This is a genomic window from Streptomyces sp. NPDC052773 (assembly GCF_044547145.1).
GTDB lineage: Bacteria > Actinomycetota > Actinomycetes > Streptomycetales > Streptomycetaceae > Streptomyces.
Genome location: NZ_JBITZX010000002.1, coordinates 38,092 through 63,609, shown reverse-complemented (window position 1 = coordinate 63,609; position 25,518 = coordinate 38,092). Strand labels below are relative to the sequence as shown.

General features: G+C 72.2%; 21 protein-coding genes and 1 tRNA gene. 18 read left to right on the top strand and 4 right to left on the bottom strand.

Going from position 1 to position 25,518, the window contains the following annotated elements:
• Window positions 1-40 precede the first annotated feature (40 nt).
• Both ACIG0D_RS05415 and ACIG0D_RS05410 read right to left on the bottom strand, forming a co-directional pair.
• Window positions 41-5,353, bottom strand: a complete 5,313-nt coding sequence (locus ACIG0D_RS05415) for a sacsin N-terminal ATP-binding-like domain-containing protein (protein ID WP_399796417.1) — start codon at window positions 5,351-5,353, stop codon at window positions 41-43.
• A 309-nt stretch (window positions 5,354-5,662) separates the two neighbouring features.
• Window positions 5,663-6,121, bottom strand: a complete 459-nt coding sequence (locus ACIG0D_RS05410; protein ID WP_399796416.1) for an SMI1/KNR4 family protein — start codon at window positions 6,119-6,121, stop codon at window positions 5,663-5,665.
• A 418-nt stretch (window positions 6,122-6,539) separates the two neighbouring features.
• Here ACIG0D_RS05410 and ACIG0D_RS05405 point away from each other — a divergent pair, with 418 nt between their 5' ends.
• Entirely contained in the window at window positions 6,540-7,784 is a 1,245-nt protein-coding gene (locus ACIG0D_RS05405; RefSeq protein ID WP_399796415.1) for an MFS transporter, read from the top strand.
• A 51-nt stretch (window positions 7,785-7,835) separates the two neighbouring features.
• Here the strand turns inward: ACIG0D_RS05405 and ACIG0D_RS05400 are convergent, their stop codons facing one another.
• The gene (locus ACIG0D_RS05400) at window positions 7,836-8,570 is read right to left on the bottom strand and encodes an ArsR/SmtB family transcription factor (protein WP_399796414.1); all 735 of its coding nucleotides are present in this window, start codon (window positions 8,568-8,570) and stop codon (window positions 7,836-7,838) included.
• Window positions 8,571-8,635: 65 nt separating this feature from the next.
• Between ACIG0D_RS05400 and ACIG0D_RS05395 the strand changes: the two genes are divergently transcribed.
• Complete coding sequence (locus tag ACIG0D_RS05395; RefSeq protein ID WP_399796413.1) at window positions 8,636-9,343, top strand: flavin reductase family protein; 708 nt, start codon at window positions 8,636-8,638, stop codon at window positions 9,341-9,343.
• A gap of 116 nt (window positions 9,344-9,459) precedes the next feature.
• On the top strand, window positions 9,460-11,151 hold the full coding sequence (locus ACIG0D_RS05390) for an adenosine deaminase (RefSeq protein ID WP_399796412.1): 1,692 nt from the start codon (window positions 9,460-9,462) through the stop codon (window positions 11,149-11,151).
• Window positions 11,152-11,238: 87 nt separating this feature from the next.
• On the opposite strand, the gene ACIG0D_RS05385 is transcribed toward ACIG0D_RS05390, so the two are convergent.
• Entirely contained in the window at window positions 11,239-12,081 is an 843-nt protein-coding gene (locus ACIG0D_RS05385; RefSeq protein ID WP_399796411.1) for a hypothetical protein, read from the bottom strand.
• A 587-nt stretch (window positions 12,082-12,668) separates the two neighbouring features.
• Here ACIG0D_RS05385 and ACIG0D_RS05380 point away from each other — a divergent pair.
• The 15 genes from ACIG0D_RS05380 (at window position 12,669) to ACIG0D_RS05310 (ending at window position 25,410) form a co-directional block, all read left to right on the top strand.
• Entirely contained in the window at window positions 12,669-14,465 is a 1,797-nt protein-coding gene (locus ACIG0D_RS05380; protein ID WP_399796410.1) for a sensor histidine kinase, read from the top strand.
• A gap of 276 nt (window positions 14,466-14,741) precedes the next feature.
• Window positions 14,742-15,176 (top strand): roadblock/LC7 domain-containing protein, encoded by a 435-nt coding sequence (locus tag ACIG0D_RS05375; protein WP_399796409.1) that lies wholly within the window; start codon window positions 14,742-14,744, stop codon window positions 15,174-15,176.
• On the top strand, window positions 15,173-15,547 hold the full coding sequence (locus ACIG0D_RS05370) for a DUF742 domain-containing protein (RefSeq protein WP_365762866.1): 375 nt from the start codon (window positions 15,173-15,175) through the stop codon (window positions 15,545-15,547). Before ACIG0D_RS05375 ends, ACIG0D_RS05370 begins: the two co-directional genes overlap by 4 nt.
• Window positions 15,525-16,256 carry a GTP-binding protein gene (locus ACIG0D_RS05365; protein WP_399796408.1) on the top strand — a complete coding sequence of 244 codons (732 nt, stop codon included), beginning with the start codon at window positions 15,525-15,527 and terminating at the stop codon, window positions 16,254-16,256. Before ACIG0D_RS05370 ends, ACIG0D_RS05365 begins: the two co-directional genes overlap by 23 nt.
• 67 nt (window positions 16,257-16,323) lie before the next feature.
• Window positions 16,324-16,884: a GAF domain-containing protein gene (locus ACIG0D_RS05360; RefSeq protein ID WP_399796407.1), complete on the top strand. Its 561-nt coding sequence runs from the start codon at window positions 16,324-16,326 to the stop codon at window positions 16,882-16,884.
• Window positions 16,885-17,049: 165 nt separating this feature from the next.
• Window positions 17,050-18,078 (top strand): L-threonine 3-dehydrogenase, encoded by a 1,029-nt coding sequence (tdh, locus tag ACIG0D_RS05355; protein WP_399796406.1) that lies wholly within the window; start codon window positions 17,050-17,052, stop codon window positions 18,076-18,078.
• Between the two features lie 28 nt (window positions 18,079-18,106).
• The gene (locus ACIG0D_RS05350; protein WP_166003510.1) at window positions 18,107-19,300 is read left to right on the top strand and encodes a glycine C-acetyltransferase; all 1,194 of its coding nucleotides are present in this window, start codon (window positions 18,107-18,109) and stop codon (window positions 19,298-19,300) included.
• Between the two features lie 95 nt (window positions 19,301-19,395).
• Complete coding sequence (locus ACIG0D_RS05345; protein WP_399796405.1) at window positions 19,396-20,298, top strand: LysR family transcriptional regulator; 903 nt, start codon at window positions 19,396-19,398, stop codon at window positions 20,296-20,298.
• A gap of 36 nt (window positions 20,299-20,334) precedes the next feature.
• Window positions 20,335-21,708 (top strand): B12-binding domain-containing radical SAM protein, encoded by a 1,374-nt coding sequence (locus ACIG0D_RS05340; protein WP_399796404.1) that lies wholly within the window; start codon window positions 20,335-20,337, stop codon window positions 21,706-21,708.
• Between the two features lie 46 nt (window positions 21,709-21,754).
• The gene (locus tag ACIG0D_RS05335) at window positions 21,755-22,318 is read left to right on the top strand and encodes a helix-turn-helix domain-containing protein (RefSeq protein WP_399796403.1); all 564 of its coding nucleotides are present in this window, start codon (window positions 21,755-21,757) and stop codon (window positions 22,316-22,318) included.
• Window positions 22,315-22,836 (top strand): GNAT family N-acetyltransferase, encoded by a 522-nt coding sequence (locus tag ACIG0D_RS05330; RefSeq protein ID WP_399796402.1) that lies wholly within the window; start codon window positions 22,315-22,317, stop codon window positions 22,834-22,836. Before ACIG0D_RS05335 ends, ACIG0D_RS05330 begins: the two co-directional genes overlap by 4 nt.
• Window positions 22,837-22,866: 30 nt before the next feature.
• Entirely contained in the window at window positions 22,867-23,226 is a 360-nt protein-coding gene (locus tag ACIG0D_RS05325; protein ID WP_399796401.1) for an MmcQ/YjbR family DNA-binding protein, read from the top strand.
• 250 nt (window positions 23,227-23,476) lie between these two features.
• A complete protein-coding gene (locus ACIG0D_RS05320; protein ID WP_399797051.1) occupies window positions 23,477-24,730 on the top strand; it encodes an MFS transporter in 1,254 nt (417 codons plus the stop codon).
• Between the two features lie 93 nt (window positions 24,731-24,823).
• Window positions 24,824-24,897, top strand: a tRNA-Pro gene (locus ACIG0D_RS05315).
• 192 nt (window positions 24,898-25,089) lie between these two features.
• On the top strand, window positions 25,090-25,410 hold the full coding sequence (locus ACIG0D_RS05310) for a hypothetical protein (RefSeq protein WP_399796400.1): 321 nt from the start codon (window positions 25,090-25,092) through the stop codon (window positions 25,408-25,410).
• Window positions 25,411-25,518: the final 108 nt, after the last annotated feature.

The window sequence follows — 25,518 nt, the reverse complement described above, 5'->3', positions numbered from 1 at the left end:
GGTACGGCCATCACCTCGAAGAGCGGTTACCTCTCCACTCCTACTTCTTCGGGATCGTGCGGGGCGTTCCATGAGTCGGCGAAAACTGGTAACGCAGCCCCCGCCCCACCACCCGGAACCGGTTACGGCCGGCCGCCGCGAATGGGTTGGGCAGCTCGAACACCCGTCGCCGTTCCGGATCGAGGGCAGAGGTGATCAGCAAGATTCGATAGCGGGTGCCGAGGGCGTACTCCCGCGCCGCCCTCTCCTCCGAGACACCCAGTTCGAACTCCATCCGCTCCGTGTCGGACTCGCTGGTCGCCTTCACCTCGTACAGGCGTGTGGTGCCGCGGCAGGCAACCTCGAAGTCATAGCCGTGGCCGTCGGACGCTGCCGCGTCCTCGTTGAGGACCGCGGCATAACCCGAGACCCAATGAACCTCGGCGTACCGGCGCTCCAGCCAGGCGCGTGCGGAGACCTCTCCCACCAGGCCGATGGCCGCTTTCTGTTCCTCGCTCAGCTGTGCCTTGCGCGAGACGACGATCCTCGGTGTCCTCGCGTCCGGTGTGCGGCGGGGTTGCGGTACGGGCGCCATCATGTCGAGACGAACCTTCCCGGATTGCCCGAGGAAGGTCTCGTCGACCGTCCGCGCCGCCAGGTCGGCGATGGCTGCGAAGTGGTCTCGCCCCACGACGATCTCTTCCTCGCCGATCTTGATCGTGGGCTGGACGGACCCGCGGGGTCCGACGATGCCGGGTGACGGCACGGGCGGCTGTGCGAGGTCGCGGGCCGTGAGACCCAGGAAGCCCGGGTCGGCGCTGAGCGGCATGCCGGCCGGCCAGCCTACACCGCGGGCCACCTCGCTCAGGAGCCGCTCCTCGCTGAGGAGGAGAAGGTCGGCCAGCCCTGAACCGTGCACTGCGGTCCGTGCTTCCAGCATGGGGGCGCTGTTCCAGCCGGCCGGTACGGGGACGCGGTGACGACGGCACCAGGCAGGCACCAGTTTCGTCAGCACGGAGACGAAGCGGTCGAGCGCTGCCGTGTTGACGCTGCGCAGCTCTTCGACGGGCTGGAGATCGCCCGGGCGCTCCAGGTCGTCTTCGGCGCCGTGCGACCGCAGCCAGTGGGCGACTCGTGCGCGCATCTGCTCGTCGGGAGGGGAGACGAAGCGGGGCAGCCAGTCCGGGTCGGGAGTGAGGTCGTCCAGATGTCGGGCCGCCGCGTACGCGGTCACGTCGCCTCCTCCTGCGGCCTGTGGCGCGTATCGCTCGCGCAGGCGGTCCAGGACGGCATCGGCGTGTGCGCGGACGAACTGGCTGAACGTCCGCTCGTGGAGGTCCGGGTCGCAGACGGGCTTGTAGGGGGCTCCGAGGGCGGCGAGCGCCTCGTTGAACGCCTGGTAGTCCAGCCCCAGGGCCTCGCGCAGCTCGGCGGGCTTCGAGGATGTGCGGGCGACGGCGAGCAGTTCGGCGGCCGGGAGCGGGAGGGTGCACGGGAACCTGTCGAGGACGGCGATCAACTCGTCCTCGCCGGTGGCTTCTTCGAGGGCCTCGGAAACCGCGCCGGCCCGGTCGGTGCCGGCCAGGCAGACCAGGACGGGGCGGAGCTGCCGGACCGTGTGGTGCAAGTCGTTGGTGAGGCTGCGCCGCAGTTCCGAGATCCTGGACTCGGTGGTGTCGAGCGACAGCGCGAGTGTGCGGTCGTCGATGTGGTCCGGCATCTCGCCGCCCGAGTGCCGCTGCAGCTTGACGAGAGCGAGCTCCATCGCGTCCTGCAAGGAGGGCTGGTGGAGGAGCTGCGCGACCGCCGATGTGCACGCCTGCAGTTCGTCCCAGTCACCGTCACCATCGAGGTCGCCGTTCCAGACGACGACCGTCGGGTGGGCGGGGTGGGGCAGCGGCAGGCTGCGGGTCGTCGGCGGGGGTTCCACGCGCTCGCCGGCGATCAGGATCTCGATCTCCTCGGTCCGGACGATCCGGATCGCGCGCAACCGGTCGAGGAGGGAGCGCACCGTGCGTTCACTACGGCGCAGGAACGCGCCGGACTTGAGCTCGACCACCAGGGCCACCACCAGGACCAGCCACTCCCGGCCCTCGGTCAGCCGGGCATGGTCGTCCGACGGCGTGATCGCCTCCTTGTCACGGTTGTTCACCTGCACCCGTGCGTCGGACAGCCGGGCCACGCGCACTCCGCCCGACTCCAGTTTCTTCGCGATGCTCGAACCGTCGTCGGATCCGGCGATCAGGACGGGGTGACCCGCCAGTTCGACGAGTGTCTCCTTGAGCGGGTCGGACTCGTCGCAGACGTAGACCGGCTCCTCCTCGGAAGAGGGCGTGAGAGTGGTCAGGGCGTGCTCGCGGACCACCGCCAGGCGGACCGGCTCTCCGGCCGACCAGGGCCAGCGCCCGCCTTCCGCCACGTGGGACCACGCCCTCCCGTAGTGCTTCTTGAACGAGACGCTGAGGTTGTCGGGCACGCCACCCGCGGCCACGATCGCGCCGAGGTCCAGCACAGCCGCCCCGGCGTGTTCGGATTCGTCCCAGAACCGCAGACCGCAGCGGCGCAGACGCTCGGACACCGCCTTGTCGGCCAGGACCCGACGGACCGAGAGGGGGAGCGAGGGGACGAACGCCGGAAGATCTCCTTCGGCGCTGAACCAGGCACGGTCGGGCGGGACGAAGGCCGGACCGTCGGTGTCCCTGCCCTCCACCGGAAGCCAGGGCATGAAGCGCAGGAAGGACGCGAGCGGGCTCGGCCAGGTGTGGGGGTCGGGATTCCGGTCGTGGTACGGACGGTGAAGGGGGACGGTGAAGGCCGTGTCCCCCCAGGTGCGGAGCCCGATGAGCAGCAACTCCGCGAACTCTCGGCGGGCGGCCGGGCCCAGCCCCGCGACCTCGACGGCACCGGGCAGGTGAGCCATCGTCCGGCGGAACTCGTACGGCGTCCACGGGTGGGCGAAGCCGTTCCACGTACGGTCGACGTCCTTCGCCCAGGCCTGTCCGAGCTTGTCGCCGAGCGGCAGCCTCCGGGCCACGACTCCCGGTTCCATGTCCCGGCCGTTGGCCGTCCCGAGCCTGCCGCCGACCCAGGCAAGGGGGAGACCGTCGCCGACACCGATGGCCTTCAGGAAGTCGATGTAGGCCGCGAGGTCGCTGACCGGAACGGGCCAGTCGTCCGGGTCTCTGAGCCGGCGTTTACGCAGGGCCGCCAAAGGCGGGATCTCGTCACCACCCGCGTCCAGGAACTTCGCCAGGCGCCGGCCTCCCTCGGTGCCCCAGGCGGGGGAGAAGAGGCAACGTGCCGCCTTGATCCAGTCGCCGTCACCGGTGGGCAGGCGGAAGCCCGTCTGGGGGAGCCGACGGCGCTCGCCCTCGGTGAGTGAGGGGAAGAGACGGAAGGCGAAGGCCAAGGCATCGCGGCACAGGGCGTCCGAGGGGTTCTTGGCGAGGAGATCCCTCAGTGCCTCGAAGACCCGGCCGGGCCGGTACGGGCGTACCAGCCGGTGGGTTTCGAGAAAGGTGCGTCCAGGACGTCCCCAGGCGATGCCGGGATGGGTGAAAGCGATACGCCGGCGCAGGGCCTTCAGCGTCTTCGGTACCTGAGCGGTGCCGTTGCCGCCTTCGTCCTCGGGATGGAAGAAGACGGTCTGCTCGCTCTTGCCGGCCGCCTCCGCACCCCCGAGCGCGGGTCGGAGCCGGCCGTCCTGATCGAGGACGATCCGCCGGCCGCGAAGGTCTTCGGGGCGGTCGGTGAACGCCTGCGCGAGGTCGTCGTAGAAGTCCGCCCACAGGGGGACCGGCTGTGCCTCTCCGGCGGGCTGCAACCGTTCGGCGACGCGCTCCACCCATGCCGCAGCCGTCCGTGACGAAGGGCGCATGGACCGTACGAGAAGGTCCTGGTGGAGTTTGAGGAGACGGGCCTCCCGAAGTGGCCCGACGGAAGGATCGAGGAGGCACGCTCCGGCCTCGGCCAGGACCTCGGCGGTGAGGACGGTCCAGGGTCGCTTCCCGTCGGGCCATGCGAACGAGTTCCGAAGGCTGCCCCACGAGTCGGCCCCGACCAGGGGAACGATCGGCTCGTCCGCGAGCCTCCCGTCGAGCACCCTGTCGATGCGGGTTGGGACGTCCCAGCACACGAGGTCCAGGACGAGATGCCGGACTGCGGAACACGGACCCTGGTCCCGCAGTGCCGACACCAACCGGAGGCACAGCTCGGCCAATTGGTCCAGAAGGAACGCGTTCAGGCCGACGGCCTCGCTGATGTGAAGCCGGGCCAGCTTGGTGAAGAACGGAGCATGGGCATGGCCACGGAACGGGGCACGGGCCGCATCCGACATCGGGAGAAAGGTGTACAGCAGCCCGCGTTCCAGGTCTTCGTCCAGCCGAAGCGCGATCCCGACCCAGGCCTCGCCTTCCCACTTCAGCCACTTCGCGTCGATCTCCCGTGCCTCGACGCTCCGCTCGATCACCCGTCGCAGTGCCTCGGGGGCAAGAGTGCGGCGGGCCAGCAGATAACGCCCGCTTTCCGCGAGGTCGACTTCGTCGACCCACCCTGCCTCCTCCCGGGAAACCAGCGTGGACGGGGCCACCGAGCGAGTCAGCACGCGGCGACCGCCCCGGTCCCCGCTGTCCTGGACGTCCACGATCAGTTCACCGACCCGGTCCAGGAAGAGCAGGAGCGGTGCCTCGCCACTGATCGCCTCCGTGGCTTGCGCGATCGCGGCCTCCACCGCGTGCTCGTTGCGGAGCGGCAGGCGTACGACCGTGGAGAATCCCTCCGCCGCCAAGGCCGCGAGGGTGGCATCGGTGACCTCGGCCGGGACAGGCAGGGCCAGCGGCGAGATGTCCTCGATCACCCGGTCTGCCAGCTCCGGGTCGTCCACCAGCTTGCGCACGTCCTCAGGACGCGCGAACCGGAAGCAGAAGCCGTCGAACTCCGCCGATGACGGTGATGCCTTGGAGTAGACCTCGGGCCAATCCGTCAGCTGGAGCACACTGCGGAATCCGAGCCCCTTGTTGCCGATACCCTCCCCGGCGCCCTTGTCCGACAGGGCGAGTTCCGTGATCGCGCGGAAGTTGCTGTCGGTGAATCCCGCACCCTCGTTGGCGACGTACAGGACACCGTTCTCGCCGGCCTGCGGGCAGACCAGGACGGCGATCCTTCCGGCGCCGCCCTCGGCCAGGGCATCGTGCCCGTTCTGGACGAGCTCCAGTACGGCGCGCCCCTCGTACTCCTGGGCCGTGTCCTCACTGACCGACTTCAGGCTCTCGGCGAAGCGCCAGTCCTCGCCCGCCTGGTCGTAGAGCTGAATGCGCCGCCGGGTCAGCGCCGTGATGACGTTCTGGAAGGCCATGCCGGCCTCCGCGTCTCCCATGGATGAGATGACTTCTCCCCTCTCAGTGACCACGCGCCCAACCGGCGCGTGCCGAAACCATGGCGCTCGCTCCGGGCCCTTCGCAGCAAGGCTCGCTCTTTCCGGCCAACCTCGGTGGTGAGCCACGGGTCGGCCGAAGACGGCTGCGTGGTGGCATCGGAGCTGACGTCACCCGATGTGAGGAGGCGTTTGATGGCTCAAAGAAATACTTCGCACGCCCTGATTGTCAGTGGCTGATGGTAGGGCCGCGCGTGCTTCCCGGCGTCTCGCTGAGCAAGCGGACCGCCGGTACGGGTGCCGGAGGCGCATCTAGAGGTATCCCGGCTCGCCGTCGGCGGCGAACCGTGTCAGGGACCGCTCCAGCAGCTCCAGAAACCGCCTCAGGTCATCAGCCACTCTGTCGAGTTCCGGGTCATCGAGCGACGCCGTCCGCGTGCGATAGACCGCTCCGCCGAGGCCTGCGATGTAGGACAGACCGCCACCGTTCGAGCCGATGACCAGGCCATGGGCCCTCTGGTTCGCGCCCATGTCGACAGTGCCGTACTCCTGGAGCCGCAGCAGGACGTCGCTCGCCTGGTCGATGAAGCAGCCGTTGCCGATGTCCTCCCAGGTGATGTCGCCGATGCTCTCGTAGAAGGTGACCAGGTCAGCCGGGACGAGGCTCACTTGGGCAAGTGCGCGAGCCGCGGCGTGATCGTCGTGGCCGGCCGACCGGACCTGGTTGGTGCCAGGGGGAAAGCCGTGCCGACGTTCGAACTCGGCTGTCATCACTGTCAGGGTCTCCGAGACTCTGTGGGTCCACGAGGCCAGCCAGGAGGGGGAAAGCGAGCGGTCGACCATGAGGTCGGATCATGACATGCGGTCGGGAAAACCGGTTGAGGTGACCCGTGTTCGGCTCTCTACGATGAGCGGCGGCAGCCTCGTGTGAGGGAGGCATCGGAGTTCGGAGAGGGAGTCGGTGCAGTCGGCGCGACGGGTCACCGGTGGTGAGCGGGCGGGGCGTGGGCCGCGTAACGCTCACGGTGTCTGGTGGCCGCTGATCCGAAGACCTCGGACGCACCGCTGAGCCGTACCGCAGTGCGGACGGCTCGGCTCGACGTGCCCTTTTTCCTTCCCTCACCCGACCGGCGCCCTCGTGTGCCCTCGTGTGCCCTCGGCGTCGGTCGGGTCCGTCCCGTACGAGGTCATGAGAGACACCCGAGACATCAGATTCCTGCCCGCGCTGCTGGTCATCGCGCTCAGCGGCGCCATCGTCGAGCTGGACATGTCCGTGCCCGGCTTCCCCGACATCGCCCGGGCGCTGCACGCGTCCGAGTCCACGGTCCAGCTGACCGTCACCTGCAACTTCCTCGGCTACTGCCTGGGAGCCCTCGTCCACGGCCCGCTGTCGGACCGGTTCGGCCGGCGTGCCGTCATGCTCGCGGGGAACACCGTGATGCTGATCGGGGCGCTGGGCTGCGCCCTCGCGCCGGACATCGGGTTCCTGCTCGCGTCCCGGTTCGTCCAGGGCATCGGCGCCAGCACCTCCGTCGTCCTGGTGTTCGTCATCATCGCCGACGTCTACGACGGCCCCCGCATGCTGCGCATGTTCGGTCTCACCAACGCCGCCATGTCCGCGCTCATGACGGCGGCGCCCGCCCTCGGCGGCGTCGTCAACCGCACCCTCGGCTGGCGTGGCACCTACGCCGTCGTCTTCGCCGTCACCCTGGCGGCGCTCGTGCTGATGGCCCTGTTTCTGCCCGAGACCGGCGGTGAGCGGGTGAAGGGCGGTGCGCGACGGGTCGCCGCCGACTACCGCAGGCTGTTGTCCAGCCCGCGGTTCCTCGCCGCCTCCCTGGTGCCGAGCCTGCTCTTCGCGGCGTACATGGTGTTCATCGCCGCCAGTTCGTTCCTGTACATGGACCGCTTCGGGCTGTCCACGTTGGGCTTCGCGGCCCATCTGCTCGTCGTCGTGGCGTCGTTCGCGGTCACCAGCCTGTACGCCACCAGGCTCATGTCCCTGCTCGGCGGCCCGGAGCGGACCGTCGCCGCCGCGATCGCGGTCACCGTCGCGGGCGTCGGCCTCTTCCTGCTGCTCGGTGACGGGCCGGTCGGCACCACGGCCGCGCTCGTGGTGTTCTGCGTCGGCTTCGCGGCCCTCTACCCGGTGGTGTTCGGGCGGTCCCTCCAGGTCTTCCCCGCACTCCAGGGCGCGGCCTCCTCGCTCACCATGAGCGGCCGTGCGCTGCTCGTGACGCTGTTCACCGGTGTCGCGAGCAGGCTGTTCACCGGGGACGCCACGGTCACCGCCGCGGTGATGGCCGCGGCCACCCTGGTCGCCGCGCCGCTCGCCTTCGTCAAGGCGGGAGGGGGCCAGGGTGTGGGCGCCGGCGAAGCCGGCGTGGCTGACACCGGGGAGTCCGGGGCGGTGAGCGGGCGCGGGCCTTCGTAACGGTCGTCCCGGCCCAAGTGTCGTACGGCCGTAACGGTCGTCGCGGCGGCCTCAGTCCCCCACGCCCAGCGCCTCGTCCGGCACGCCCAAGCGGACGCGGAACGCCTCGCGGCCCTCCTCCGTCAGCCGTACGACGCGGGAGCCCTCGGCCGGAACCAGCCAGGACCGGTCGAGGGCGTGGCGGAACATCCCGGCGGCCACCGCGCCCGCCAGGTGCAGGCGGCGCTCGGTCCAGTCCAGGCAGGTCCGCACATGCGGGGTGGTACCGCCGGAGACGCCCAGGTCCGCGAGCCAGGCGATGCCGGACGGGGTGAGGGACGGGCCGAACTCCCAGTCCAGGAAACCCCCTTCGGTCATCGCGTCGGTGAGTGCCACGGACAGGGCGCCGCCGAGGTGGTCGTAGCAGACCCGGGCGAACGCCACGGCGCGGTGCCGGCGGGCGGCGGCGAGCGAGCGGATGGGCACGTGGGTGTGCGGGGCCCGGGCAGCCAGGGCCTCGATCATCTCGGCGATGCCGGGGTCCGCCAGCCGCACATGGCGGTGCCGGCCCGCGCGTTCCTCGGTCAGGAGGCCGCCGGCCACGAGCCGGTTGAGGTGGCTGGTGGCCGTGGAGGGCGCGACTCCGGCGAGCCGTCCCAGTTCCGTCGCCGTCCAGGCGCGGCCGTCGAGCAGCGCGAGGCAGAAGGCGGCACGGGTCCGGTCGGCGAGCAGCGCGGCGAGAGCGGCGAGGTCCGGTTCCCGGGCGTCGGGGGCGGGCTCTCGGGGGTGGGTGTCGGGGCTGGTCACTCCGCCATTGTCCGCCGACGACACTTCGACGGCCGGCGAAACGTCCGGCACCTAGCGTCTGCGGCATGACGACCGACATCCACCGGACCCTTCATCAGGCTCAGGCTCAGACGCAGACCGGCACCCATCGCGTGATCCGGCCCAGCATCCTCTACTTCGGCACCCCTGTCGTCCTGCTGACCACGGAGAACGACGACGGCACGGCCAACCTCGCCCCCATCTCCTCCGCGTGGGCGCTGGGGCAGTACGTCGTGCTGGGCCTCGGCAGTGAGAGCCGGACCGTGCGCAACCTCGCCGAGCGGCCCGAGCTGGTGATCAACGTCGCCTCGCCGGAGCTGTGGGAGCGGGTCGAGCGCCTGGCGCCGCTCACCGGGGCGCACCCGGTGCCGGAGAGCAAGCGGGCGGTGTACCGCTACGAGCCCGACAAGTTCGCCGCGGCCGGGCTCACCCCCGTCGACTCCCATCTCGTGACGCCGCCGCGGGTCGCCGAGTGCGGTCTGCAACTGGAGGCGCGGATAAGGGCGTTGAATCCCGGCGGAGAGGGCCTCTTCCACGCCGTCGAGTGCGAAGTGCTGCGCGTCCACGCCGACGAACGCGTCATCGTGCCCGGCACCCACCACATCGACCCCGCGCTCTGGAGCCCTCTCATCTACAACTTCCGCCACTACCACGGCCTCACCCCGGAGCTGGGCCACGGCTTCCGCTCGGAGACCCCGCGGAAGCGTTCCACCGCCGAGGTGGCGCCCAACTCCTCTGTGTGTTCGTCGGATTGACGCCAGTTCGCGACACGGCGGCCCGATGTTGCGGCGGTCCTCCGGTCGGGTGGCATCGCCGTACGACTCGACCGGAAACGGCCCCCGGCCGGCCGCCGGCTCGCGATCATGCGGCGATGACTGCCGAACATCACCGCCCCACCCGCCCCCGCCGGTTGCCGCTAGTGGCCGGTCTGGGCGCGCTGGGCCTGCTGCCGCTGCTGTCCGCGCTGCCCGCCTCGGCACAGCCCGCCGAGGCCCGCACCGCCGACCGCACCACCACCCTCCGCACAGCCACCGCCACGGGCCACACCGCCGCCACGGGCCACACCGTCTCCGTCGGCGGCCCCGGCTCCGCGCGCATCGTCACCACCGGCGAGGCCCGCACCGACGTCTATCTGCGCACGATCCGCGAGAACCCGCGGGCCCTGCGCGAGTTCTTCGAGCGCCTGCCCAAGGGCGGCGAGCTGCACAACCACCTCTCCGGTGCGGTCCGGACCGAGTACCTGATCGAGCTGGCCGCCGAGGACGGCCTGTGCATCGACACGGCGACGACGACCGCCGTACCCCCGCCCTGCGGACCGGGCACCCGGCCCGCCGCGGACGCCCGCACGGACCGGGCCTACCACGACACGATCCTGCGCGCCTGGTCCATGCAGGACTTCCCGGCGGACGGCAACGGCCACGACCACTTCTTCGCCACCTTCGGCAAGTTCGGCGAGGTGACCTGGCGGCACTCCGGCAAACTCCTCGCCCAGGTCGCCGACGATGTGGTCCGCCACAACCAGTTCTACCTGGAGACCATGACCACCCCCGCCTCCGAGGGCGCCAAGCGGCTCGCCGCGGAGGTCGGCTGGAACGACGACCTCGCCGTCCTGCACCGCGCGCTGACCTCGGACGGCAGGCTGGACAAGCTGGTGGCCGAGGCCCGCAAGGAGGCCGACTCCGCCACCGCCGAGTTCCGCGCAGAGGCCCGCTGCGACACCGACCGCCCCCGCCCGGCCTGCAAGCTGCCGGTGCGCTGGATCTCCCAGGTGTCCCGCAACAGCGCGCGGGAGCGCGTCTTCGTCCAGATGGCCCTCGCGATGCGGCTCGCCGAGCGCGACCCGCGGTTCGTCGCCGTCAACCTCGTCCAGCCCGAGGACGGGGAGACCTCGCTGCGCGACTACCGCCTGCACATGCGCATGCTGGCCTTCCTGCGCGACACGTACCCACGCGCCCATGTCACCCTGCACGCGGGCGAGTTGTGGCCGGGACTGGTCAAGCCCGAGGACCTGAAGTTCCACATCAAGGAGGCGGTGAACGTCGCCGGCGCCGAACGGGTCGGCCACGGCGTCGACCTGGTCCACGAGGACGACTGGCAGGGCACGGCGCGCACCATGGCGGCCCGCGAGGTCGCCGTCGAGGTGCCGTTCACCAGCAACGCCCAGATCCTCGGCGTCAAGGGCGCCGACCATCCGTTCCAGACGTACCGGGCGTACGGCGTACCCGTCGTGCTCGCCACCGACGACCCCGGGGTCTCCCGGATCGACATCAGCCACGAGTACCGGTACGCCGCCGCGAGCTACGGCCTGTCCTACCCGCAGCTGAAGGACCTGGCGCGGGCGTCCCTCGAGTACGCCTTCCTGCCCGGCGACAGCCTGTGGCGCGGCAACCCGACCGCGCAGGGCTACCGCGCCGTCGACGCCTGCCGCGGCGAGCGCCCCGGCACGACCAGGCCCGGCCACGCCTGCCGTCAGCTGCTGGAGAGCAGCCCCAAGGCGGCCGTCCAGTGGCGCCAGGAAGCCGCCTTCGCCGCCTTCGAGTCCGACTTCCGCCCCGGCCGCTGAACCGCGGCCGGTAAACCGGGCCGGTGAGCCGCGGCCGGTCACCTCCGGCCGCTGACCCTGAGGCCGGCCCCCACCAGGGCAGCCCGTCTACGCCCCCTCCCGCCCCTCCCGCCCCGGCTGCCACGGGGCACCGGGGCGGGACTCGTACCGCACGCTGTGGAAGCGCCCGGCCTCCTCCAGCCCCGCCGGATCGCCGCCGAGCGCCCGCACCGCCTCGATCGCGTACCGCCGCTCCCGCTCGTCCGTGAACCGCCGCTGCGGATAGGTGCGGGAGGTGTCGGACGTGGTGCGCAGCCCGCGGTCGGCGAGCGCGCGGACGACGGGTTCGTACGACACGGTCCGCAGCACGAACGCGCTCACCCACACCGGACGCCGCGCCCCGTCCAGCAGGCGGGCGAAGGTCCGCTCCGTGATGTAGCTGCCGCCGCCGGTGAGCGTGATCAGGCCGACGTCGGCGAGCGCGCGGGCCAGGTCCGGGCCGGGCGGGGACTGCTCCAGGTCATCGCTGAAGGCGGCGTCCAGCAGGCCCACCTCACGGGCGTAGCCCACCGCGGGTGCCGAGACGTCCAGGCCGTACACCGGCAGCGCGTCGGGGCGGCGCCGCTCGGCGTAGAACCGCTTGTCCCAGGCGGCCAGCTCGGCCGTCGACATCTCCCGCACCGCCGGGGACGCGTAGCGCTGGTACAGCTCGGCCAGGGTCACGTCGTGGTTGAGCAGCGCCGCGTTGATGCCGTAGGAGCAGCACAGGTCCAGCACCGCCGGAACGCCGGGCAGGCCGTCGTCGAGCGCGGCCCGCTCGGCGGCCACCCGCCGGAAGACCGGCTGGGCGTGGTGCGGGATCTCGTACTCCAACGGGCCCAGCCGCGTGAAGTACGCCCGCGGATCCGCCTGGCCGTAGATGTCGTCGAAGCGTGCCTTCCCACTCGCCATCACGTGCCGGCTCTCGCTAGTAGGACACCGTTGCGTCTGCTGTGGCTGCTGCTGCCTCTGCTGTATCTCCTGCGTCTCCCATGATGTCCCCGACCGGCGCCCGGTGCGTCCTGAAGGAATTCCGCGCGTGCGTTCACCCGCGGTGGTCCGTGACGCTGTGTGATGCTCACCCCCAGGCCTTCGCCTCCCGCTCCCGGGGCGGGGTGAGGGGGCGGGCGGTGGTGAACGGCCCGGCGACCGGTTGCGCGCCCGGGAGGGGTGGGGCCGGAGCGGGGAAGGGGGCACCGACCCCTGGTCCGATGTCGACTGCTCCTGGCCAGGTCCGATCGACCTTCTTCGAATGGTGATCGGTCCGGTCAGGGCCTTATCGGTCTGTCGTACGAGGCCTCATACCAGAGCGGGACGCTTTGCGAGGGACTTTGTCAACTGCCCACCGCACATGATGCGTTGGCGACTACTGTGAGTGTCCGTCGGGCGACGCAGGGCCGCTTCTCCGGTCCCGCCGACCGGCATCTCCATGGCGCATGCCCGCAGCACGCGACACCGCGCTTCCGGGCCCCGACCGACGGACCAGTACGAGGACACCGATGTCACACCTCCGCGCACCGGCCGCACGCGCAGACCGCCGTGAAGGCGGACGGCACGGACGACCGGTCGCCCGCACTGCCCCCGCACTGCCCGAGGCCCACATACGGTCCCAGTTGCTGCGCCTGGCGGTCCTGCCGCCCGTCGCGGTCGCCCTCGGCGGCTGCGCGGCCGTGCTGTTCACCGTGCGCTCCACCGGCGTGCGCACCAGCCACACCCTGTGGGCCGTCCTCGCCGGAGCGGTCTGCGTGGCGCTCGCGGGCATCGTGATCGCCGCCGTCGCCGCCGGGCGCGCCGCCCGGACCGTGCACGAGCGCGTCGGCGCGCTGCGCCGCGCCAGCGCCCGCCGGGAGGCCGATCTGCGCTCCCTCGTCGAGGGACTGCGGCGCGGCGAGACACCGCCCCGCCGCACACCGCGCGAGGTGCCACCCGACGACGCCGACGACTTCGACCTGCTCGCCGCCGACCTCGCCCGCGCGCACGACGGGGCCGTCACCGCCGTCGTCCAGGCCGCGCAGCTGTCCAGCCAGACCCGCAGCGAGCAGAAGCTGGAGGTCTTCGTCAATCTCGCCCGTCGGCTCCAGTCGCTGGTGCACCGCGAGATCGCCATCCTCGACGAACTCGAGAACGACATCGAGGACCCCGACCTCCTCAAGAGCCTCTTCCACGTCGACCACCTAGCCACCCGGATCCGGCGCCACGCCGAGAACCTGGCCGTGCTCGGCGGCGCCGTCTCGCGCCGGCAGTGGAGCAACCCGGTCTCCATGACCGAGGTGCTGCGCTCGGCGACCGCCGAGGTGGAGCAGTACTCACGCGTCAAGATCGTCCCGCCGATCGACGGCACCCTGCGCGGGCACGCCGTCGCGGACGTGATCCACCTGCTGGCCGAACTCATCGAGAACGCCACCGTGTTCTCCGCCCCGCAGACCCAGGTGCTGCTGCGCGCCAGCCTCGTCACCTCGGGGCTCGCCGTCGAGGTCGAGGACCGTGGCCTCGGCATGCCGGTCACCGAGCAGGACCGGATGAACGCCCTGCTCTCCGACCCCGACCAGGTCAACGTCGCCCGCCTGCTCGCGGACGGCCGTATCGGGCTCTACGTCGTCTCCCAGCTCGCCCGCCGGCACGGCATCGGCGTGCGGCTGCAGAGCAACATCTACGGCGGGGTGCAGGCCGTGCTCGTCGTGCCGCAGGAACTGCTCGGGGCGACGGCGACGGAAGCGACGGCGGCCGGGACGGAGACGGCGGCGGCCCCGGGTGCGGGTGCGGGTGCGAGTACGGGTACGGCGGCGCCCGCCGGGTCCGCTTCCGGCATGGGCGTGGGGAGTGGCACGGATTCGCTGGTCGCCGGACCCTCCCAGACCGGCCGGTCCGCGCAGGCGGCCCCGGGGTCCCCTTCCGCCCCCCACCGCGTCACCCCCGCCCCCGCACCCCTGCCCCTGCGCGGCGGGCGCGAGGAGCGGCCGAACCCCGCCGAGGCCGTGCCCGGTATCCGGCCGGAGGACCAGGCGCTGGTGAACGAGCGGGAGGGCGCGCCGCCGGTGCCGCGGCGGGACGGAGTCGTACGGGGCACCATGGGCAAACCCCAGCTGCCCCGGCGCCGCGCCCAGGAGCACATCGTCCCGCAGCTGCGCGGCGGCCCCGCCCCCCGCCAGGACGACGACCGGCACGTCGGCCACGACCCCGGCCTGATGGCGGCCTTCCAGCGGGGCATCGGCCTCGCCGAGGCCCAGCAGAGCCTGGAACCGGCGGACATCGCCACCGCCCGGCCCCGGCACGACGGGAGCGCACCGCCCCGATGACCCCGCCCGCCGTCCACGCCACCCCGGCCGCCCCGTGGCCAGTGCCGTCCCGGAGACCCCGGTGGGCCGGGAGACCGCGGAGACCCCGGTGAGCCCGGAGACCCAGAGACCCAGAGACCTGTGAGCCCGAAGACCCCAGAGACCCCGGCCGGCCCGGTGGGCCCGGACACCCCCGTGGCCCCCGCCGCCCCCAAGACCACCACGACCCCCCGCACCACCCCCACCCCGCCTCCCGGCGCTTCCCCGTACCTTCGTATTCCAAGGAGTCGATCCACCATGGCGAGCGATGCCCCCACCGGCCATGTATCCGATCTCGACTGGCTGATGAGCGGCCTCGTGCAGCGCGTCCCGCACACCACCAGCGCGGTCCTCCTGTCCTGCGACGGACTCGTGAAGTCCGTCCACGGCCTCGATCCCGACAGCGCCGACCACATGGCGGCGCTGGCCTCCGGCCTGTACTCCCTCGGCCGCAGCGCCGGGGTCCGCTTCGGCGACGGCGGCGACGTCCGGCAGGTCGTCGTCGAGCTCGACTCGACCCTGCTGTTCGTCACCACCGCCGGCTCCGGCACCTGCCTCGCCGTGCTCGCCGGCCGCGAGGCCGACGCGGCCGTCCTGGGCTACGAGATGGCGATGCTGGTCAAGAGCGTGCGCCCGTACCTGGTGACCGCGCCCCGGCAGCAGGCCGTCGAACCCACGGCGATGAGGCCTTGAGCGCGGCGGTCGGCGACGGGCCCTGGCTCGACGACGCGGCCGGACGGCTGGTGCGCCCGTTCGCGGTCAGCAACGGCCGCACCCGCCCCACCGTCCAGCTCGACCTGATGTCGCAGGTGATGGCCACCGGGGCGACCCCCCTCGGCTACCTCGGCCCGGAACACGCGCAGGTCCTCGACCTGAGCCACGCACCCGTCTCGGTCGCCGAGGTAGCCGCCCACCTGAAGCTGCCGGCGGCGGTCACCAAAGTGCTGCTGGCGGACCTCCTCGACTGCGGGGCGCTCACCACCAAGCCCCCCGCCTACCACCACACCCCGACGGACCGGGCCCTTCTGGAGGCAGTGCTCGATGGACTACGACGACAGCTCTGAGTACGACGAGTACGACGACCGCGGCACCAGGCGTGAACGCGGTGCCGGACACGACCGCGGCGCCGGGTACGACCACGACGGCGCCGGGTACGACCACGACGGCGCCGGGGGCGACGACGGCGCCGACCCCTTTCCCACCGCGCTGAAGATCCTGGTCGCGGGCGGGTTCGGGGTCGGCAAGACCACGTTCGTCGGCGCCGTCAGCGAGATCGCGCCGCTGAGCACCGAGGAACTCCTCACCACCGTCGGCGTCGGAACCGACAACCTCGACGGCGTCGAGAACAAGTTGGAGACGACCGTCGCCATGGACTTCGGCCGGATCACCCTCGACTCCCACCATGTGCTGTACCTGTTCGGCACCCCCGGTCAGGAACGGTTCTGGTTCATGTGGGACGAGCTGTCCGAGGGCGCGCTCGGCGCGGTCATCCTCGCCGACACCCGCCGCCTGGAGCAGTGCTTCGCGGCCGTCGACTTCTTCGAGGAGCGCGGCCTCGCCTTCATCGTCGCCATCAACGAGTTCGACGGCGCCCACCGCTACGACCCCGAGGAGGTACGGGCCGCCATCGACCTCGACCCCGGGATCCCCATCGTCCGCTGCGACGCGCGGATCTCCGCCTCCGGCGTCCAGACGCTGCTGACCCTGGTCCGGCATCTGATCGCCCAGACACCACCCGCCGTCCCCGCGCCCAGCCACGGCGCCCACCGGTGACACCGTACCCATCGCCCCACCGCACGGAGCCGCACATGACATCCGCCCACAGCGACGGAGCCCGGCCATGAGCTACCAGCCGCCGCGCCCGGCCGGTCGTCTGCTGCTCACCCCCGAGGACCGGGAGGCCCCCGCCCGCACCCGGCGGCTGCGCGGCCTCGGCCTCGGACAGCGTCCGGAGCCCGCCCTCGACGACTACGCCGCCCGCCTCGCCGCCCACACCGCGTCGCCGTACGCCATGGTGAACTTCCTCGACGAGGAGGGGCAGTTCTACGCCGGACTGCACACCCCGGGGACCGGACCGGCCCTGCCCGACGGCGGCACCCGGCCGGTGATCGGCCGCCGGCTGCCGCGCGACCACGGCTTCTGCCCGCACGTCGTGGTGCGGCGCAAGGCGCTGGTCCTGGAGGACGTGTGCGACTACCCGCGGTTCGCGGGCAACCCGGTCGTCGACGAGTTCGGCATCCGCTCCTATCTCGGCGCCCCGCTCATCGACACCACCGGCATGGTGCTCGGCACCGTGTCCGTCGCCGACACCACGCCGCGCCCCTGGGGGCGGCCCGGCCTGGAGACCATCAAGGCGACCGCCGCGGACCTCAGCACACGCCTGGAGGGCGGCACGCGTTGACCCCTCCGGGGGGTGTGAAGGAAAGCTGTGGCGCCGTTTAAGAAAACCTCGATGGACCGGGGGCATCCTCGTACGGCAGATTGCCAGGAGATTTCCACCCCTCTCCCCGTCGCGGGCCGCTTCGGCGTGCCCGCGGCCGGGATCTCACCCTCAGGAGCCGTAGCGTTGAAGGCGCTGGTCAAGGAGAAGGCGGAGCCAGGGCTCTGGCTGGCGGACGTCCCGGAGCCCGCCGTCGGCCCCGGTGACGTGCTGATCAAGGTGCTGCGCACCGGTATCTGCGGCACCGACCTGCACATCCGGTCCTGGGACGGCTGGGCGCAGCAGGCGATCCGTACCCCGCTGGTGGTCGGACACGAGTTCGTCGGCGAGGTCGTGGAGACCGGCCGGGACGTCACCGACATCAAGGCGGGCGACCGGGTCAGCGGCGAGGGCCACCTGGTGTGCGGCAAGTGCCGCAACTGCCTGGCCGGGCGCCGCCATCTGTGCCGGGCGACGGTCGGCCTCGGCGTCGGCCGCGACGGGGCGTTCGCCGAGTACGTGGCGCTGCCCGCGTCCAACGTGTGGGTGCACCGGGTGCCCGTGGACCTCGACATCGCGGCGATCTTCGACCCGTTCGGCAACGCCGTGCACACGGCGCTGTCGTTCCCGCTGGTCGGCGAGGACGTACTGATCACCGGCGCCGGTCCGATCGGTCTGATGGCCGCGGCCGTCGCCCGGCACGCCGGCGCCCGCAACGTGATGATCACCGACGTCAGCGAGGAGCGCCTGGAGCTGGCCCGCAAGCTCGGCGCGACCCTCGCGCTGAACGTCTCCGAGGCGAGCATCGCCGACGGCCAGCGCGAGCTGGGCCTGCGCGAGGGCTTCGACGTCGGCCTGGAGATGTCCGGCCGCCCCGAGGCGATGCGCGACATGATCGCCAACCTGACGCACGGCGGCCGGATCGCCATGCTCGGCCTGCCGTCCGAGGAGTTCCCGGTCGACTGGTCCCGGATCGTCACCTCGATGATCACCATCAAGGGCATCTACGGCCGGGAGATGTTCGAGACCTGGTACGCGATGTCGGTGCTGCTCGAAGGCGGCCTCGACCTCGCCCCCGTGATCACCGGCCGGTACGGCTACCGCGACTTCGAGGCGGCGTTCGCCGACGCGGCGAGCGGCCGCGGCGGCAAGGTCATCCTCGACTGGACTGCGTAACCCCTCGCAGCTTTTAGGAGCTTCTTCCATGTTCGACTCCGTGCGCGACGACCTGCGCGCCACCCTCGACGAGATCCGCGCCGCCGGCCTGCACAAGCCCGAGCGGGTCATCGGCACCCCGCAGTCCGCCACCGTGAACGTGACGGCGGGCGGCCGTCCCGGCGAGGTCCTCAACTTCTGCGCCAACAACTACCTCGGTCTCGCCGACCACCCCGAGGTCATCGCCGCCGCCCACGAGGCCCTGGACCGCTGGGGCTACGGCATGGCGTCCGTGCGCTTCATCTGCGGCACGCAGGAGGTGCACAAGGAGCTGGAGGCGCGGCTGTCTGCGTTCCTCGGCCAGGAGGACACGATCCTGTACTCCTCCTGCTTCGACGCCAACGGCGGTGTCTTCGAGACGCTGCTCGGCCCCGAGGACGCGGTGATCTCCGACGCCCTCAACCACGCCTCCATCATCGACGGCATCCGCCTGTCCAAGGCCCGCCGCTTCCGGTACGCCAACCGCGACCTGGAGGACCTGGAGCGCCAGCTGAAGGAGGCGTCCGACGCGCGCCGCCGGCTCATCGTCACCGACGGCGTCTTCTCCATGGACGGCTATGTCGCGCCGCTGCGAGAGATCTGCGACCTCGCCGACCGCTACGACGCGATGGTCATGGTCGACGACTCGCACGCCGTCGGCTTCGTCGGCCCCGGCGGGCGCGGCACCCCCGAGCTGCACGGCGTGATGGACCGCGTCGACATCATCACCGGCACCCTCGGCAAGGCGCTCGGCGGCGCCTCCGGCGGTTATGTCGCCGCGCGCGCCGAGATTGTCGCTCTGCTGCGCCAGCGGTCCCGCCCCTACCTCTTCTCCAACACCCTCGCCCCGGTGATCGCCGCCGCCTCCCTGAAGGTCCTCGACCTGCTGGAGTCGGCCGACGACCTGCGGGTGCGGCTCGCCGAGAACACCGCGCTGTTCCGCCGCCGGATGACCGAGGAGGGGTTCGACATCCTCCCCGGCGACCACCCCATCGCGCCGGTGATGATCGGCGACGCGGCCGAGGCGGGCCGGATGGCCGAGCTGCTGCTGGAGCGCGGCGTGTACGTGATCGGCTTCTCCTACCCGGTGGTCCCGCAGGGCCAGGCCCGCATCCGCGTGCAGCTGTCCGCCGCGCACTCCACCGAGGACGTGAACCGGGCCGTGGACGCCTTCGTCGCCGCGCGGGCGGAGCTGGCGGGCTGACCGGATCGGCTCGGGCCGGTCACCCGGCCCGGTCGGGGGGCCCGGTCTCCGGACCAGGTCCGGGCCCGGTCTCCTGACCTGAGAGAATCGGTGCCGTGATCGAAGCGCGGCGGCTGCACATCCTCCGTGCGGTGGCCGACCACCGCACGGTGACGGCGGCTGCCGCCGCGCTGTATCTCACCCCGTCGGCGGTCTCCCAGCAGCTGACGGCGCTGGAGCAGGAGACCGGCCACCGGCTGGTGGAGCGGAGCGCGAAGGGCGTACGGCTCACCCCGGCCGGCGAGATCCTGCTCAGCCACACCAACATCGTCCTCGCCCAGCTGGAGCGGGCCGAGGCCGAGCTGGCCGCGTACGGTTCGGGCGCCGCGGGCACGGTCACCGTGGCCGCCTTCGCGACCGGCATCGCGCAGGTCGTCGCGCCCGCCGTGGCCCGCCTCGCCGACACCTCGCCCGGCATCCGCATCCGCGTCCAGGACGCCGAGGGCGACGCCAGCCTGCCCATGGTGCTGGACCGGCAGGTCGACGTGGCGGTGGCGGTCGAGTACCGCGGGGCGCCGCCCGCCGACGACCCCCGGCTGACCCACGTACCGCTGTACGCGGAGCCCTTCGACGCGGTCGTGCCCCTGACGCACCGGCTGGCGGACGTCACCGAGGTGCCGCTCGCAGAGCTGGCCAAGGACCCCTGGATCGGCCCGTACCCCGGCAACCCCTGCCACGACGTGGTCGTCCTGGCCTGCGAGAGCGCCGGTTTCCAGCCACGCCTGGAGCACTCCTCCGACGACTTCCGCGCCGTGGTGGCGCTCGCCTCGGCCGACGCGGGCGTGGCCCTCGTCCCGCGCTCGGCACTGCGCGGCATGGACCTGACCGGCGTGGTCGTGCGCCCCGTCGACGGTGTGGCGCCCACCCGCCGGGTCTTCGCCGCCGTACGCCGGGGCGCGGAGGAGCACCCACTGATCCGCCCCGTGCTGGACGCGCTGCGCGAGGCCGCGGAAGGCTAGGGAACCGGCCACCCGTCGAACGCAGTCTCGGTCGGCATGCGCGTGACGATGATCCTCCCGGCCCTCACCGAGGCGACGAGCCCGCTGTTCCGGCCCATCAAGTACTCGCTGTTCCCGCCCCTGGGCCTGGCCACCCTCGCCGGGTACCTCGACCCCGACGACGAGGTCACCCTCCACGACGAACACGTGGAACGCCTCGACCTGGAATCCCTGCCGACCCCCGACCTGCTGGTCGTCCAGCCGTACATCACCTCCGCCCGGCGGTCCTACGAGATAGCCGACCACTTCCGCGCCCGGGGTGTGCACGTGGCCATGGGCGGACTGCACGTGACCTCGCTGCCCGAGGAGGCCGCGGCGCACGCCGACACCATCTTCACCGGCCCCGGCGAGGACACCTGGCCGCTGTTCCTGAAGGACTTCCGCGACGGCGTCCCGGCCCGCCGCTACGACTCCACGCGGCGCACCCTCGCCGGGCTGCCTCCGGTGCGCCGGGACCTGATCAAGCGGCACCTGTACCTCGTCCCCAACTCGATCGTGGTCTCCCGCGGCTGCCCGCACCACTGCGACTTCTGCTACAAGGACGCCTTCTTCGAGGGCGGCAAGTCCTTCTACACCCAGGCCGTCGACGACGCCCTGGCCGAGATCGACCGGCTGCCCGGCCGCCACCTGTACTTCCTCGACGACCATCTGCTCGGCAACCGGCGGTTCGCCGAGGCCCTGTTCGACGGCATGAAAGGGATGGGCCGGCTGTGGCAGGCGGCCGGCACGGTCGGCTCGGTGCTCAAGCCGGACCTGCTGGAGAGGGCGGTGGAGGCCGGACTGCGCAGCCTGTTCGTCGGCTTCGAGACCGTCAACGACGCCAACCTCGCCGAGCGGCGCAAGAACCAGAACATCGGCACCGACTACGACGCGGCCGTGCGGCGCCTGCACGACGCCGGGGTCATGGTCAACGCCAGCTTCGTCTTCGGCCTGGACCAGGACGGGCCGGACGTCTTCGACCGCACCGTGGAGTGGGCGGTGCGGCAGGGCATCGAGACGGCGACCTTCCACATCATGACGCCGTATCCGTCGACCGGCCTGTGGAAGCAACTGGAGTCGGAAGGCCGCATCATGCACCGCGACTGGGACCTCTACGACACCCGCCACGTCGTCTACCGGCCCAGGCGCATGACACCACGCCAGCTGGAGGACGGCTACTGGCGGGCCTACCGCGACTTCTACCGCTGGTCCAGCATCTGGCGGGGCTCGGCGGCCCAGCCGGGCCCGCACGAGCGGCTGCGGCACCTGGCGTACGCGGGCGGCTGGAAGAAGTTCGAACCCGCCTGGGACCTGCTCATCCGGTCGAAGCGCGTGGTGCGGGCGCTCCCGGCGCTGGAGCGGACCCTCGCGGCGTTCGGCGGACGCGAGTGAGGAAGCCGTAACCTGCCTGTCTCATATGCGGGATAGCGTCCAGGATATGAGAGAAGCAGAGGTGGACCGCCGACTGGGGGACCGGCTGGCGGAGTTGCGGGCGGAGCGGGGCTGGTCCCTGGGAGAGCTGGCCGAGCGCAGCGGGGTCAGCCGCTCGACGCTCTCGCGGGCCGAGCGCGCCGAGATCAGCCCCACCGCCGCCATGCTGAACCGCCTGTGCGCGGTCTACGGGCGGACCATGTCCCAGCTGCTCAGCGAGGTGGAGGCGGAGCCCACCCCGGTGGTGCGCGCCGCCGACCAGCAGCTCTGGGAGGACAGCGCCGCCGGGTTCGTACGGCGCTCGGTGTCGCCGCCGCACGCCGGGCTGCGCGGCGAACTCGTCGAGGGCCGACTCGCCCCCGGCGCCGACCTGGCCTACGACCGGCCGCCCGTCCCGGGTCTGGAGCAGCACATCTGGGTGCTGGAAGGGGAGTTGGAGGTGACCGTGCAGGACCTGACCCACGCCCTCGGGACCGGCGACTGCCTGCGGCTGCGGGTGTGGGGGACCACCCGCTTCCGGTGCCCCGGGACGCGGCCCGCCCGCTATGTCCTGGCGGTGGTCCTGCCGTGAAGGTGACCCGTCTGGGCGGCGCGGAGGTGCGCGCTCACGCCGAGGGCTTGGCGGCACTGCTGGCCGACACCGTGGCCGGCGGCGCGTCGGTCGGGTTCCTCGCGCCGATGGACGCCGGCGAGGCACTCGCCTGGTGGCACGAGCGTGCCGTGGCCGTGGCGTCGGGGCAGGCGGCGGTGTGGGCCGCGGGCGACGGCGACCGGATCCTCGGCACGGTGAGCCTCGCCTTCCCGGACAAGCCCAACAGCCGGCACCGCGCCGAGGTCGTCAAGCTGATGGTCCACCGGGAGGCCCGTGGCCGCGGCCTCGGGCGCGCCCTGCTCGCCACCGCGGAGCAGGCCGCCGCGGCGGCGGGCATCACGCTGCTGCACCTGGACACCGAGACCGGAAGCCCGGCGGAACACCTGTACCGGTCCGCGGGCTGGACCAGGGTCGGCGTGATCCCCGACTACGCGGCCGACCCGGCCGGAGTGCTGCGCGGCACGACGATCTACTACAAGCACCTCGGCGCCCGTTGACTGTCAGTGGGGGGCGCTACGGTGCGTCCCATGCAGGAAGCCGAAGACGTACGCCGTGTCGCCCTGTCCCTGCCGGACACGACGGAGAAGATCGCCTGGAGCATGCCCACGTTCCGGGTGGCGGGCAAGATGTTCGCCACGCTGCCCGAGGACGAGACCTCCATGGCGGTGCGCTGCCCCAAGGAGGAGCGCGACGAACTGGTGCTCTCCGAGCCGGACAAGTTCTGGATCGCCGACCACGAGGCGCAGTTCGCCTGGGTGCGGGTGCGGCTCGCCGCGCTGGAGGACGAGGCGGAGCTGCGGGACATCCTCGCCGACTCCTGGCGGCAGGCCGCACCCTCCCGACTCCTCGACGCCTACCCGGAGTTGGGGGTCCCGGCGGGGGACTGAAAATGCCTTGGGCGGGAGCGGGCGCCATGGCATGATCCCCGGCTTGAGTGGGGGCCGGGAAGGAGAACCGCCAGTGACGTCCGGGACGCCGTCGGGTGGGGAGAGCACGGCCGAGGAAGGCGCGGGCTCGGAAGCCGCGGGCACGGAAGCCGCGGGCAGAGGAGGCACGGCCGAGGGAAGCGCCGGCAAGGGAGGCGCGGGCAAGGACGGCGGGCGCGGCGCCGCGCGGGAACGCGAACCGGACCGGCCGCTGTGGTCACGGGACTTCGGACTGTTCTTCCTCGCCCGCGCCGTCGCCCGGCTCGGGGACACCATGCTGCCGGTGGCCCTCGCCGCAGGCCTGCTCCAGCACGGGTACGGGGCGGGAGCGGTCGGCCTCGCGATGGCCGCGACCGCCGCCACCTTCGCCGGACTCGTCGTCTTCGCCGGGGTGATCGCCGACCGGTTCGCCACCCGCACCCTGATGATCTGGGCCGACATCGTCCGGCTCGGCACCCAGGCCCTGGCCGCCGCGCTGTTCTTCGCGGACCACGTGGTGCTCTGGGAGATCTGCGCGATCGGCCTGGTCAACGGCGCCGCGGGCGCCCTCTTCCAGCCCGGCGTCGCCAGCATGGTGCCCCGCCTCGCCACCGACGTCCAGGGCGCCAACGGCGCGATCCGCGTCGCCGAGTCCGTCGCCCAGCTGGCCGGGCCCGCCGTCGCCGGGCTCCTCGTCGGCTTCGCCACCCCCGGCGGGGTGTTCGCCGCCCACGCCGCCACCTACGCGATCAGCGCCGGGTGCCTCGTACTGCTGCGCCTGCCCCCACTCGCACCGGACAGCCGCCCCACCGGCCACGCCGCGGCCGGCTTCCGCGCCGACCTCATCGAGGGCTGGCACGAGTTCCGCTCGCGGACCTGGCTGTGGGGCGTGATCGCCGTCTGGTGCCTCTACATGATCGCCGTATGGGGGCCGACCGGCCCGCTGGTGGCCGCCGAGGTGGTGCGCGAGCACGGCCCGCGCGCCTACGGCCTGGTCAACTCCGCCCTCGGCGCCGGCACCGTCGTCGGCGGGCTGGTCGCCCTGCGGCTGCGCCCCCGCCGGATGCTGCGCGCCGGCGCCCTCGCCCTGATCGGCTTCGCCGCGTTCCCGCTCTCCGTCGGCCTCGGGCTGTCCGTGCCCGCCATGGCGGCCGGGGCGGCCGTCGCGGGGGCCGGGCTGTCGTTCTGGGGCGTGATGTGGGCGACCAGCGTGCAGACCCAGGTCTCGCCGGACGTCCTCAACCGCATCCACGCCTACGACGTGGCCGGCTCGCTCGCGATGATGCCGGTCGGCCAGGCCCTGGCCGGCCCGGCCGCCGCCGTCCTCGGCGCCGAGCAGGTGCTGCTGGTCTCCGGGGTGACCAGCTTCGTCGTCGTCGGCACGCTGCTCGCCGTCCCTGCGATCCGCGGTCTGGTCCGCGTCGACACCCCGCCGGGACCGCGCGCGCCCGCGCCCGGCACGGCGGCCCTGGTCCGCCCCGAGTAGCCCTCCGGCGAAAAGGGGTGCGCGACCACGGACCCGAGTGCGGTATTGTTTCTCTGCGCGTTCGGCCAGGGGAAACCCCAGGTCAGACGGCACCGGGACGTGGCGCAGCTTGGTAGCGCACTTGACTGGGGGTCAAGGGGTCGCAGGTTCAAATCCTGTCGTCCCGACGGTGCGAAGGGTCTTCGCGGGTGAGAGCCCGCGGAGGCCCTTACGCGTGTTCCAGGCCCCCCTGAGGGCGTCCGGGGTGGTCGGCGTGTTCCCGCAGGACGTACGCCCTGATCGTCTCCGGCAGGTGGTAGCGGGACCGCCGGGGTCGTCCGTGAGCACCACCAGCCACACCGAGGGCGCGGACCCCGGCCGTGGCCAGCTCCAGGGCCGGCGGCAGCCCGTCCAGCCGGCGGCAGGTCGCGGCGACGGCCGCGGCGCTGTCCGGATCGAGCCGGAAGCCCGTCCCCGCCAATCTCTACGAGGCGGTGCTCAAGCAGTTCACCCTGCGCGGCCTGCTGGTCGTCGACCATCTGGACCGGCTCCCGGACTACGCCGCCCGGGCGGCCCGCTGGCTCGCCGACGGCACGCTGCGCACCCGGGAGACGGTGGTGACGGGCATCGAGCACGCCCCCGAGGCGTTCCTGGGCGCGCGGAGCGGAGCCAACACCGGCAAGATGCTCGTCCGCCTCTGAGCCCGCAGCCTCTGCCCCAGCCTCTGTCGCCTGTCTCTGACTCCTCGGCCGCGGAGTCCCGGCGGTGAGCCCGGCCGTCGAGTCCCGGGCCGCCGATTTCCGTACGCA

Coding starts and splice junctions, on each gene's coding strand:
- ACIG0D_RS05415 (WP_399796417.1), bottom strand. CDS start 5,353: ATGGGAGACGCGGAGGCCGGCATGGCCTTCCAGAACGTCATCACGGCG.
- ACIG0D_RS05410 (WP_399796416.1), bottom strand. CDS start 6,121: ATGACAGCCGAGTTCGAACGTCGGCACGGCTTTCCCCCTGGCACCAAC.
- ACIG0D_RS05405 (WP_399796415.1), top strand. CDS start 6,540: ATGAGAGACACCCGAGACATCAGATTCCTGCCCGCGCTGCTGGTCATC.
- ACIG0D_RS05395 (WP_399796413.1), top strand. CDS start 8,636: ATGACGACCGACATCCACCGGACCCTTCATCAGGCTCAGGCTCAGACG.
- ACIG0D_RS05390 (WP_399796412.1), top strand. CDS start 9,460: ATGACTGCCGAACATCACCGCCCCACCCGCCCCCGCCGGTTGCCGCTA.
- ACIG0D_RS05385 (WP_399796411.1), bottom strand. CDS start 12,081: ATGGCGAGTGGGAAGGCACGCTTCGACGACATCTACGGCCAGGCGGAT.
- ACIG0D_RS05380 (WP_399796410.1), top strand. CDS start 12,669: ATGTCACACCTCCGCGCACCGGCCGCACGCGCAGACCGCCGTGAAGGC.
- ACIG0D_RS05375 (WP_399796409.1), top strand. CDS start 14,742: ATGGCGAGCGATGCCCCCACCGGCCATGTATCCGATCTCGACTGGCTG.
- ACIG0D_RS05365 (WP_399796408.1), top strand. CDS start 15,525: ATGGACTACGACGACAGCTCTGAGTACGACGAGTACGACGACCGCGGC.
- ACIG0D_RS05360 (WP_399796407.1), top strand. CDS start 16,324: ATGAGCTACCAGCCGCCGCGCCCGGCCGGTCGTCTGCTGCTCACCCCC.
- ACIG0D_RS05350 (WP_166003510.1), top strand. CDS start 18,107: ATGTTCGACTCCGTGCGCGACGACCTGCGCGCCACCCTCGACGAGATC.
- ACIG0D_RS05340 (WP_399796404.1), top strand. CDS start 20,335: ATGCGCGTGACGATGATCCTCCCGGCCCTCACCGAGGCGACGAGCCCG.
- ACIG0D_RS05335 (WP_399796403.1), top strand. CDS start 21,755: ATGAGAGAAGCAGAGGTGGACCGCCGACTGGGGGACCGGCTGGCGGAG.
- ACIG0D_RS05325 (WP_399796401.1), top strand. CDS start 22,867: ATGCAGGAAGCCGAAGACGTACGCCGTGTCGCCCTGTCCCTGCCGGAC.